Annotated in this window: 10 protein-coding genes; 2 read left to right on the forward strand and 8 right to left on the reverse strand. The window is 52.5% G+C overall.

The features are described 5' to 3' along the window. Positions 1-61: 61 nt before the first annotated feature. Positions 62-958 (forward strand): TIGR01777 family oxidoreductase, encoded by an 897-nt coding sequence (locus tag KWG64_RS02670; protein ID WP_195825134.1) that lies wholly within the window; start codon positions 62-64, stop codon positions 956-958. A 691-nt stretch (positions 959-1,649) separates the two neighbouring features. On the opposite strand, the gene KWG64_RS02675 is transcribed toward KWG64_RS02670, so the two are convergent. Continuing rightward, on the reverse strand, positions 1,650-3,245 hold the full coding sequence (locus KWG64_RS02675) for an ABC transporter substrate-binding protein (protein ID WP_218520835.1): 1,596 nt from the start codon (positions 3,243-3,245) through the stop codon (positions 1,650-1,652). A 159-nt stretch (positions 3,246-3,404) separates the two neighbouring features. Between KWG64_RS02675 and pepT the strand changes: the two genes are divergently transcribed. Beyond that, positions 3,405-4,637, forward strand: a complete 1,233-nt coding sequence (pepT, locus tag KWG64_RS02680; protein WP_218520836.1) for a peptidase T — start codon at positions 3,405-3,407, stop codon at positions 4,635-4,637. Between the two features lie 69 nt (positions 4,638-4,706). On the opposite strand, the gene hisP is transcribed toward pepT, so the two are convergent. The 7 genes from hisP to cvpA form a co-directional block, all read right to left on the reverse strand. Next, positions 4,707-5,480: a histidine ABC transporter ATP-binding protein HisP gene (gene hisP, locus KWG64_RS02685; protein WP_152324387.1), complete on the reverse strand. Its 774-nt coding sequence runs from the start codon at positions 5,478-5,480 to the stop codon at positions 4,707-4,709. A gap of 28 nt (positions 5,481-5,508) precedes the next feature. Beyond that, positions 5,509-6,225: an ABC transporter permease gene (locus KWG64_RS02690; protein WP_218520837.1), complete on the reverse strand. Its 717-nt coding sequence runs from the start codon at positions 6,223-6,225 to the stop codon at positions 5,509-5,511. Beyond that, positions 6,222-6,908, reverse strand: coding sequence for a histidine ABC transporter permease HisQ (locus tag KWG64_RS02695; RefSeq protein WP_152324389.1), 687 nt, complete (start codon positions 6,906-6,908; stop codon positions 6,222-6,224). Before KWG64_RS02695 ends, KWG64_RS02690 begins: the two co-directional genes overlap by 4 nt. A 105-nt stretch (positions 6,909-7,013) precedes the next feature. Then, positions 7,014-7,796 (reverse strand): lysine/arginine/ornithine ABC transporter substrate-binding protein ArgT, encoded by a 783-nt coding sequence (argT, locus tag KWG64_RS02700; RefSeq protein WP_101076128.1) that lies wholly within the window; start codon positions 7,794-7,796, stop codon positions 7,014-7,016. A gap of 322 nt (positions 7,797-8,118) precedes the next feature. Next, entirely contained in the window at positions 8,119-8,691 is a 573-nt protein-coding gene (locus KWG64_RS02705) for a UbiX family flavin prenyltransferase (protein ID WP_218520838.1), read from the reverse strand. Positions 8,692-8,905: 214 nt separating this feature from the next. Beyond that, positions 8,906-10,423, reverse strand: a complete 1,518-nt coding sequence (purF, locus tag KWG64_RS02710; RefSeq protein ID WP_152324391.1) for an amidophosphoribosyltransferase — start codon at positions 10,421-10,423, stop codon at positions 8,906-8,908. A gap of 30 nt (positions 10,424-10,453) precedes the next feature. Then, a complete protein-coding gene (gene cvpA / locus KWG64_RS02715; RefSeq protein ID WP_104921249.1) occupies positions 10,454-10,945 on the reverse strand; it encodes a colicin V production protein in 492 nt (163 codons plus the stop codon). Positions 10,946-11,126 lie beyond the last annotated feature (181 nt).

Consider the following 11,126-nt stretch of genomic DNA (forward strand, 5'->3'; position numbering starts at 1 on the left):
GATGACTCATCTATGATTAGAGACAGTTCATCCGCGTATTCAGACAGTTAAGGATCACGATATGAAGATCTTGATTACCGGCGCTACCGGGCTCATTGGCCGTAAACTCACGGAACGGCTTCTCGGGCAATCTCATCAGATTACTGCGCTAAGCCGTGCGCCTGAACGTGCGGCAAAACTGCTGGGGCCACAGGTTCAGATCTGGGAAACCCTCGACGGCAAAACATCGCTGGAAGGTTTTGACGCGGTAATTAATCTGGCGGGCGAGCCGATCGCCGACAAACGCTGGACGAAAGAGCATAAAGCCTTGCTGTGCGAAAGCCGCTGGCAGTTAACTGAAAAGCTGGCGACGCTGATTAACGCCAGCCAGACACCGCCTTCGGTCTTCATTTCCGGCTCCGCCGTGGGTTATTACGGCGATCAGGGTCAGGCGCTGGTGCCGGAGGATGAACCGCCGAATAAGCAATTTACCTGGCAACTGTGCGCCCGCTGGGAAGCGCTGGCGCTGACTGCCGAAAGCCCGCGCACCCGCGTTTGTCTGTTGCGTACCGGTATCGTTCTGGCTGAAAAAGGCGGCGCGCTGGCAAAAATGGTACTGCCTTTCCGCGCCGGTCTGGGCGGTCCGCTGGGCGATGGCCAGCAATATATGCCGTGGATCCATATCGATGACATGATTGATGGCATCATTTTCCTGCTGACGCACGAAACGCTCTCCGGCCCGTTCAATATGGTTTCGCCTTATCCTGCACGCAATGAACAGTTCAGCGCCCTGCTCGGTGAAGTCCTGCACCGCCCGGCATTTATGCGCGCGCCTGCGCCGGTAGTGCGTTTGCTGATGGGAGAGTCGGCGGTGTTAGTTCTCGGCGGGCAACGGGCCGTGCCGAAACAGCTGGAAGCCGCGGGGTTTGCCTACCGGCATAAGGAGCTGAAGGAAGCACTTGAGGATTTGCTTAAGTGAAGGGCTTGCTGCCCTTCGACCCGCCCGGAGGATTTTTCACTTGCAGGGAGGCACGCTAAAGGCTAGACCGAGAAAGTTTCGGTTTCTCAATTGCGGTGATCGCCCGGACATTCTCGCCGAAACCGCCCAAAAGAGGCCAGGACGGGCCTCTCTTGGATCTCTCGCGTCTTTTCACTGCGCGCTGCCGCTTGCTGGCTATGTTTCAGGAACTCCGGCTAGTGCCGCAAACGCCGCCGCTGCGCGGTGCTCTCACTTCGGGTTCGAACCTACGCGAAAAAAGACTCTCGCCGTTTCTCACCGCTCATTCGACGTCGTTTTGAAAGCGGCCAATGGCTTTATAAATTCAAAGGCTGACTGTTTTTATCTTTTAAATAGGTGAGATGGCGCGCTCAGAAATTTTGCTGCCCGAGGGTTCGAGACCGCAAGGCTCGAAGCCCGTTGGGAAGGCACCGCGAAGCGGCAAGATTTCGCGCCACACGTCGGAGCAACAGAACATGTCCGTCGACCCAGCGATAGCGCGCAGTTTAAGAGCCCGGGATTCTCAAGGGTGGTGGCGATAGACCACCCTTGAGGCCGGTTTGGGTGGCAACCCAAGGTTTTGACCTGAGTTAAACAAACACCGCGATTGAAAAACCGAAATATTCTCGATCAAGAACTCAACCGCCCAAGGCTCGGTTAAGCCTTGCAAGGATTACTCCTTTATATCCGTCTGATAAAAGACATGTTTCCCAAACGGATCAATCTCATACCCACTCACTTCTTTCCGCACAGGTTCGAAAATCGTCGAGTGCGCGATCATCACCGCTGGTGCCTGATCATGCATCATCTGCTGAGCCTGCTCATAGAGCGCGACACGCTTCGCATGGTCGGTGGTTTCCTTGGCTTCGGTAATCAGCTGGTCGAATGGCGGGTAACACCATTTCGCGGAGTTTGAACCGCCTTTTGCCGCATTACAGGTAAACAGCGGGCCGAAGAAGTTATCCGGGTCACCGTTAGCCGTTGTCCAGCCCATCAGTGCAGCCATATGTTCGCCGTTTCGGATACGGGTCTGATATTCGCCCCACTCATAGCTGATGATGTGCGCTTTCACGCCAATCTTCGCCCAGTCGGCCTGAATCATCTCCGCCATGCGACGCGCATTCGGGTTGTACGGACGCTGAACCGGCATCGCCCACAGATCGATATCAAAACCGTTTGGCATTCCGGCTTCTGCCAGCAGTGCTTTGGCTTTCTCCGGCGAATAATCGTAATCCACCAGCTTATCGTTATAACTCCAGACACCCGTTGGCAGCAGCGTTTTGGCGACGGTTCCGGTGCCGTGGAAAACAGCGTCGATGATTTGCGGCTTATTGATCGCCATACTCAGCGCCTGACGCACCTTCACATTATCCAGCGGCGGCTTCTGGGTGTTAAACGACAGGAAACCAGTGTTCAGGCCGGATTTACTCATCAGGTTGATGTCTTTGTTAGCACGCAGACGATCGAGATCGGCCGGATTCGGGAACGGCATCACCTGACATTCATTTTTCTCAAGCTTGGCCATGCGCATCGAGGCGTCCGGCGTGATGGTATACACCAGACGATCGATTTTAGATTTGCCCTGCCAGTAATCCGGGAACGCTTTGTACAGCAGACGCGTATCTTTCTGATACTGCACCAGTTCAAACGGACCGGTGCCGATCGGGTTCTGATCCAACTTCTCCGGCGTACCGGCTTTCAGCATTTGATCGGCATATTCTGCCGAGAGGATAGACGCGAAATACCAGGCCAGATCGGCGACAAATGGCGCTTCCGGGCGGGTCAGATTGAAGCGCACGGTGTAATCATCCACCCTGTCGATGCTGCCAATCAGATCACCCAGTTTCAGGCTGTCGAAGTTCAGATACGTGCCGCCGGAAATTTTATGGTAAGGATTATTTTCGTCTTTCTGGCGCATGAACGAGAAGATTACGTCGTCAGCATTAAAGTCGCGGGTCGGCGTGAACAGCTTGCTGCTCTGGAATTTCACGCCTTTGCGCAGATGGAACGTGTAGGTTTTGCCGTCCGGGCTGACATCCCAGCTTTCCGCCAGGCTCGGCACCAGCTCCGTCGTGCCGGTTTTGAAATCCACCAGACGGTTGTAAATCGGCACGGCGCTGGCATCCACCGAGGTGCCCGAGGTGTAAAGTTGCGGGTTGAATTGCTCCGGCGAACCCTCAGAGCAGTAAACCAGCGTTTTCGCCGAAGCGCCGCCGGTGATGGCTAATGCCAGTAAACCTGTGCTTATTTTTAAGATGTTGTGTTTCATTCTTTTCCCTATTTTCCCTGTCCGGAGAGTGTTTAGATCTTCTTCATCGTGGAACATAAAGCAAAAACAGATTAACATCTGGATAACACCTAGTAATGCTTTGTTATATATGAAAATCTTATAACAACACACCTTATTGGCGATCATTCAGAGGTCAAGATGTCGACACAAATCGCAAAACAGCTTACCGAACGTTTCTACCGCTATCTCTCCGTGACGTCACAAAGTGACGCCAGCGCGACCACGCTGCCGAGTACGTCGGGTCAACATGATATGGCGCGTTTACTGGCCGATGAGCTGCACCAGCTCGGTCTGGAAAACATTCAGATTGACGAACACGCGACCGTTACTGCCGTCAAACCGGGCACGAAAAAAGGTGGCCCGCGCATCGGTTTCATTACGCATATTGATACCGTGGATGTGGGCCTGCGCCCGGACATTCACCCGCAAACACTGCGTTTTACCGGCGATGATTTGTGTCTCAATAAAGAACAGGATATCTGGCTGCGTCCTGCGGAAAGGCCTGAGATTTTACCGTATCTGGGCGAAGAGATTATTTTCAGTGACGGCACCAGCGTACTCGGCGCGGACAATAAAGCGGCCGTGACCGTGGTGATGACGCTGCTGGAAAACCTCGGCGCAGACCAGGAATACGGCGATATCGTGGTGGCATTTGTCCCTGATGAAGAGATCGGCCTGCGCGGCGCAAAAGCGCTAGATCTCGCCCGTTTTGACGTGGATTTCGCTTACACCATCGACTGCTGCGAGCTTGGCGAAGTGGTATACGAAAACTTCAACGCCGCCGCCGCTGAAATTACCTTCACCGGCGTCACCGCGCACCCGATGTCCGCCAAAGGCGTGCTGGTAAACCCGCTGCTGATGGCACAGGATTTCATCAGCCATTTCGACCGCGCTGAGACGCCGGAAAACACCGAAGGCCGCGAAGGTTATGTGTGGTTCAACGGCATGAGCGCCTCGCAGCAAGGGGCTAAGCTGAACGCGTCCATCCGCGACTTTGACAGCGCCAGTTTTGCCGCACGTAAGCAGAAGATTCAGGACGTCGCGAAAGACATTGCCGCGCAATATCCGGCGGCAAAAGTGTCAGTTGAAATCAGCGACACCTACAGCAATATCAGCAGCGCCATCGGAGAAGACCGTCGTGCGATTGATTTGATTTTTGCGGGTCTGAAAGAGATTAGCGTTGAGCCAAAAGTGATCCCGATGCGCGGCGGTACCGATGGCGCAGCGCTGTCAGCGAAAGGTTTGCTGACGCCAAACTACTTCACCGGCGCGCATAATTTCCACTCGAAATATGAGTTCCTGCCGGTGAATTCGTTTGTGAAATCCTATGAACTGACCGTGCAGCTTTGCCTGCTGGCTGCGAAAGGCTGATTTTCCTCAGGTAAAACCCACACCCCATCCCAGCCTTCCCCTCGTGAGAGGGGAAGGAGCGTACGGATATTACTTCAACGCACCGGACAGGAACTGCTGTAAACGGGCGCTCTTCGGGTTACCGAATACTTCATCGGGATCACCCTGCTCTTCGATAACGCCCTGATGCAGGAAAATCACATGGCTGGAAACGTGACGGGCAAATTCCATTTCGTGTGTGACCACCACCATGGTTTTCCCCTCTTCCGCCAGTTTTTGCATGATGCGCAAGACTTCACCCACCAGTTCCGGGTCAAGCGCTGACGTCGGTTCATCGAACAGCAGCACTTCCGGTTCCATCGCCAGCGCACGCGCGATAGACACGCGCTGTTGCTGACCACCTGACAGATTTACCGGATATTTCCCCTGAGCCCGGGCGTCGATACCCACTTTATCGAGGTATTTCACCGCACGTTCACGCGCTTCGGCTTTGCTTAATCCCAGCACCTGAACCGGCGCTTCCATAACGTTTTCCAGCACCGTCATGTGGCTCCACAAGTTGAAATGCTGGAAGACCATCGTCAGTTTAGTGCGCAGCAGTTGCAGCTGTTTTTTGTCGAAGACTTTCAGTTGCCCGTCGGTGTCGCGCACCATACGGATATCCTGATTATTGACGCTGATCGAACCTTCGCTCGGTTTCTCCAGGAAGTTAATGCAGCGCAAAAAGGTACTTTTCCCGGAACCGGACGAGCCGATAATGCTGATGACATCGCCCGCATTCGCAGACAAAGATACGCCTTTCAGCACTTCATGATCACCGTAGCGTTTGTGTAAGTCGAGAACCGCTAATTTATTTTCTGGCATAATTTTATATCCGCAATAGTTATTTTTATCAGTGGCTTGACTGAGGTTTCACGTGCGCCAGCCAGCGTTTTTCCGCCTTGCGGAACAGACCAATCAGGACAAAAGAAACACAAAGATAAATCACCGCCGCAATCCCGAACGCGTAGAAAGGCTGATAGGTCGCGGAGTTAATATCACGGGCGATTTTCAGCACATCCGGCACCGTGGCGGTAAAGGCCAGCGCAGTGGAATGCAGCATCAGAATCACTTCGTTGCTGTACGCAGGCAGCGCGGTGCGCAGAGCCGACGGCAAAATAATGCAGGTATACAGTTTAAAGCGTGAGAAACCGTAGGCATTGGCTGCCTCAATTTCACCGTGCGGAACAGAACGGATCGCCCCGGCAAAAATCTCCGTGGTATAAGCACAGGTGTTGAGCGTCAGCGCGAGGATCGTACAGTTCAGGCCGCTGCGGAAAAACGCATTCAGGAAATCCGTACCGCGCACGATTTCCAGGCTGTACATGCCGGAGTAAAACACCAGCAACTGAACGTACAGCGGCGTTCCGCGGAAGACATAGGTATAAAGCCAGATCGGATAGCGAAAGAATTTGTTGGAGGAAACGCGGCCAACCGCCATCGGAACCGCCAGTAATCCGCCCATCACGACGGAGCTGATTAACAGCCACAGCGTTATCGCCAGGCCGGTAAAACGGTAGCCGTCGCTGTACAGCAAGGACATGCCGTATTGTTGTAAAATTTCGATCATAGGTCCGCCCTCTTCACACCCAGCGAATAACGGCGATCAAGCCAGACCAGCACGCCGTTCGACAGCGTGGTGAAAATCAGATAAACCACACCCGCAACAATCGCGAAGTAAAAAGGCTGATACGTGCCTTTGCCTGCAAGCTGCGTCGCTTTCACCACGTCATTGAGGCCGAGCAGGGATACCAGCGCGGTGGCTTTCAAAATAACCTGCCAGTTGTTGGCAATTCCGGGCAGCGCGAAACGCATCATGGCAGGGAATAAAATACGACGAAAAATCTGCGAGCCGCTGAAACCAAACGCCGTCGCTGCTTCAATCTGACCGCGGGGAACCGCCATAAAAGCACCGCGGAACGTCTCGGTAAAATAGGCGCCGTAAATAAAGCCCAGGGTAATAATACCCGCGCTCATAGGATCGATATCAATCTGAGAAAAACCTAATGATTCAGTCAGGCTGTTAAGCGCAATCTGCAATCCGTAGAAAATAAGTAACATTAAAACCAGGTCAGGGACGCCGCGAATAAGCGTGGTGTAACAGCCAAAAATACCCGAAATAACCCGGCTTTTTGACAGTTTCCCGCCAGCCCCGATAAGCCCGATCACCAACGCTAAAATCACTGACGAAATCGCCAGCTCCAGTGTCACCAATGTGCCCTGGATAATTACCTGGGAATACCCATACAGCATGTATTTGTCCTGTCTTCAGTGGATCCCGGCGCAGGTTACGCTAACCCTGCGTCAGAACCGCAAGGAGCGGCGAACCGCTCCCTTTGGCACATCTCACAGCGCAAATCAGCCGCCGTAAACGTCAAAATCGAAGTATTTTTTGGCCAGTTTGTCGTAAGTGCCGTCTTTACGCATGCTGTCGAACGCTTTGTTCAGCGCAGCCTGCAAATCGGTTTCGTTCTTACGCAGACCCATACCTGTGCCCACACCGAAGAATTTATCGTCTTTCACGGAAGGACCCGCGAACGCGTAATCTTTACCGGCAGCCTGTTTCAGGAAACCTTCGCTACCTGCCACTTCATCCTGGAAAGCCACATCCAGACGACCTGAAGCCAGATCGGCGTAGATCAGATCCTGGTTCTGGTAAGCCACCACGTTGATGCCTTTTGGCTGCCACATTGCGTTTGCATAGGCTTCCTGAGTAGAACCTTGCAGAACACCGACGTTTTTGCCTTTCAGCGCGTCCAGCGTTGGCAGAATTTTAGAGCCTTTTGGCGCGATCAGACGGGCGTTAGCTGCGTACAGTTTTTCTGTGAAATCAATTTCCTGCTGACGTTTTTCAGTGATCGACAGGGAAGAGATAATCGCATCAATTTTCTTCGCTTTCAGAGAAGGGATCAGCGCATCAAAGTCACTTTCAACGTAAGTACATTTGATGGCTGCACGTTTACACATCTCGTTAGCCAGGTCGATATCAAAACCTACCAGCTTGCCGCTGGAGTCTTTTGATTCAAATGGGGCGTAAGTCGGATCAGTACCGATATTAATTGCTTTAGGCGCGGCAGCAAATGCACTACCTGCACTGGCTAAGACCAGAACCAGCGGAAGAACCTTGAACAACTTTTTCATACATTAGCCTCAGTGATTATTCATCTGTTGTGGTTGTGTGTGCGTGAATGAACGTCTTTTTATAGTTTGCTGAACGGCGCAAATGGCTTTTTGCCAGGTTTTCTCATGCACGTTCCGTGCCGTTTCTCCGTAAGGTGATTTTCATCTCATGAAGAACGAAAACCGTTCAAAAAAGCATCGGGATAATGAAAGTTTTCAAAGGTCTGAAGGAAGAATAGCTGAAGCGCCCGCGAACACTGCACCTTAATGAATCAAATTGTGATCATTGTTGGTGCAATGTAACGGTATTGCGCAAAAGAGGTGCGTAACGCGGTGAGAAAGTTTAGTGGCTGCCCTGCCATCGAACAAATAAGTCTTCCGGAAGTTCGATATCAAACTGGTCGATCACCCGGTTGACGGTCTGATCGATGATATCTTCCACGGTTGCCGGCCGGTGATAAAACGCCGGAACCGGCGGCATAATAACCGCGCCCAGCTCGGCGGCCTGCGTCATCAGCCGTAAATGCCCCAGATGCAGCGGGGTTTCACGCACGCAAAGTACCAGACGACGCCTTTCCTTGAGAACAACATCCGCCGCACGCGTCAGTAAACCGTCGGTATAACTGTTCACAATGCCGGATAGGGTTTTGACCGAACAAGGCAAAATCACCATGCCCGTGGTTTTAAATGAGCCGGAGGAAATACTGGCGGCGATATCGCGGGAATCATGCACCACATCAGCCAGCGCCTGAACATCGCGCAGTGTCAGGTCCGTTTCCAGCGTCAACGTCTGGCGGGCGGCGTTGCTCATCACCAGATGGGTTTCGATATCCGGCACGCTTTGTAGAACCTGCAATAACCGGACGCCATAAATCGCACCGCTGGCGCCGGAAATACCGACAATAAGTCGTTTCATAAACACTGCCTCTGAAATTTCGCGCGAAACAATCAATATGAATGAACCATCAATATGAATCAGTATACACGCCGGAGAATGGGTCTGACTTTGCCGGAATGCCGGGGAATTGGCAACCTAAAGGCACGGGAATTGGGGCGGGGAAACGGGCGGAGTAAACAATAATAACGCGCCCGCCCGGCCTTTCAGCCTGAGCGGGCGCATTTCAAAGGGATTAGCCTTCGTTATGCATTTCGAGGTTTTCAGCTTCCTGCTGGCCACGCAATGCCTGAGCATCATCGTTGCGCAGCGCTTCGAGGTATTCCAGATAGTTCTGGTCAACGTCTTTGGTGACGTAAACACCGTCGAATACGGAACATTCGAATTTCTCTATGTCGGTATTGTCTTCTTTCACTGCGGCGATAAGGTCGCTCAGGTCCTGGAAGATTAACGCATCGGCGCCAATGATCTGATTGATTTCGCTGACTTCACGACCGTGGGCAATCAGTTCATTTGCGCTTGGCATATCGATGCCGTAAACGTTCGGAAAACGAATTTCCGGCGCCGCAGAGGCCAGATAAACACGTCGCGCACCGGCTTCACGTGCCATCTCAACAATCTGCTGAGAGGTGGTGCCGCGCACGATGGAGTCATCGACCAGCAGAACGTTTTTATCACGGAACTCAGCGCGGTTAGCGTTCAGTTTACGACGTACAGATTTACGGCGTTCCTGCTGGCCCGGCATGATAAAGGTACGGCCTACATAGCGGTTTTTCACAAAACCCTGACGGTACGGTTTATCCAGAATACGCGCGATTTCCAGCGCGATATCGCAGGAGGTTTCCGGGATCGGAATGACCACATCGATATCCAGATCTTCCCATTCACGGGCAATTTTCGCGCCCAGCTTTTCACCCATACGGACACGGGCACTGTAGACGGAAATTTTGTCGATGAACGAGTCAGGACGTGCGAAATACACGTACTCGAACAGGCATGGGTTGTACTGTGGATTCTCAGCACACATGCGGGTAAACAGCTGGCCTTTCTCGGTGATATACACCGCTTCGCCCGGTGCGACATCACGCAGGAACTCAAAGCCCAGCGTATCAAGCGCCACGCTTTCAGACGCGACCATGTACTCGTTGCGGCCATCTTCCAGCGTACGTTTACCGATCACCAGCGGACGGATACCGTGCGGGTCACGGAACGCCAGCATGCCATGGCCGATGATCATCGCCACGCAGGCATAAGCACCACGAATTTTCAGGTTCACGGCAGCCACAGCGGCAAAAATGTTGTCGGCTTCCAGCGGGTAATGCTGGAAACGGTCCAGTTCGCTCGCCAGGATATTGAGCAGAATTTCAGAATCGGAAGTCGTGTTCACATGACGGCGCTGGCCTTCGAACAGGTTGCTTCTCAATTCGTGAGCATTGGTCAGGTTACCGTTGTGGGCGAGTGTGATGCCGAACGGAGAGTTGACGTAGAAAGGTTGAGCTTCTGAGGCACTGGAACTGCCAGCCGTTGGATAGCGAACATGGCCGATACCCATGTTGCCTTGTAAGCGTTGCATATGGCGGGCTTCAAACACATCTTTCACCAGGCCATTGGCTTTCCGTAAACGGAAATTGTTATTGGCATCGATGGTGGTGATGCCAGCAGCATCCTGCCCACGGTGTTGTAACACCGTTAACGCGTCATAAATCGACTGGTTTACCGGCATGAAACCGGCGATACCGACAATACCGCACATGTTGTCTTTTCCTCTTCAGCGCTGCCAGAACTAAATATGTTTTGGCAAGAAACTCGACGTGCTCTGCAGGTAGTCAAAGAACCACCTGATGATATAACTGAACTGTGGGATCAACTGGGATTGTTTCCAGTCGTCACTTTGCGAAAAACTGGTGAAGGTATCCAGGAAGAACAGCATCGCGGAGACGATAAGTACACCGCGCAGTGCGCCGAAGCACACACCTAACACCCTGTCAGTGCCGGACAACCCGGTTTTTTCAACCAGTGAACTGATCACATAGTTGACAATTGCACCTACGATCAACGTCGCGATGAACAAGATGGCAATTGCGATCCCGTTTCGAACTAACTCATCTTCGAAACGCGTGAAGTAGATGGCGAGATACGGGTAATAATGACTGGCTACAAAGAAGGCGCAAGCCCAGGTAACCAGTGATAAAGCCTCGCGAACAAAGCCACGGATTAAACTGACTAAAGCAGAAAATCCGATAACCGCAATGATGACGTAATCAATCCAGACCATTAACAATTCCAGTGTCTAATCTAGTCGCGTCTACCCCGGCATCCAAATCGCTGCGAATTCTAACAGAAAAAGAAAACGTTTGCGTAGCGGAAATCAGCCGGTCAGACAAATTAATAATAGCGATTAAAAAAACCTCAACCGCAGCATAAACCTATAAAATCCCAACCCGGCGATCTTATAG

Source organism: Rahnella sp. PD12R (assembly GCF_019200965.1).
Taxonomy (GTDB): Bacteria; Pseudomonadota; Gammaproteobacteria; order Enterobacterales; family Enterobacteriaceae; genus Rahnella; species Rahnella laticis.

What these genes read in the sequence shown, in the direction of transcription:
- KWG64_RS02670 (WP_195825134.1), top strand. Translation starts at nt 62, where the DNA reads ATGAAGATCTTGATTACCGGCGCTACCGGGCTCATTGGCCGTAAACTC.
- KWG64_RS02675 (WP_218520835.1), bottom strand. Translation starts at nt 3,245, where the DNA reads ATGAAACACAACATCTTAAAAATAAGCACAGGTTTACTGGCATTAGCC.
- pepT (WP_218520836.1), top strand. Translation starts at nt 3,405, where the DNA reads ATGTCGACACAAATCGCAAAACAGCTTACCGAACGTTTCTACCGCTAT.
- hisP (WP_152324387.1), bottom strand. Translation starts at nt 5,480, where the DNA reads ATGCCAGAAAATAAATTAGCGGTTCTCGACTTACACAAACGCTACGGT.
- KWG64_RS02690 (WP_218520837.1), bottom strand. Translation starts at nt 6,225, where the DNA reads ATGATCGAAATTTTACAACAATACGGCATGTCCTTGCTGTACAGCGAC.
- KWG64_RS02695 (WP_152324389.1), bottom strand. Translation starts at nt 6,908, where the DNA reads ATGCTGTATGGGTATTCCCAGGTAATTATCCAGGGCACATTGGTGACA.
- argT (WP_101076128.1), bottom strand. Translation starts at nt 7,796, where the DNA reads ATGAAAAAGTTGTTCAAGGTTCTTCCGCTGGTTCTGGTCTTAGCCAGT.
- KWG64_RS02705 (WP_218520838.1), bottom strand. Translation starts at nt 8,691, where the DNA reads ATGAAACGACTTATTGTCGGTATTTCCGGCGCCAGCGGTGCGATTTAT.
- purF (WP_152324391.1), bottom strand. Translation starts at nt 10,423, where the DNA reads ATGTGCGGTATTGTCGGTATCGCCGGTTTCATGCCGGTAAACCAGTCG.
- cvpA (WP_104921249.1), bottom strand. Translation starts at nt 10,945, where the DNA reads ATGGTCTGGATTGATTACGTCATCATTGCGGTTATCGGATTTTCTGCT.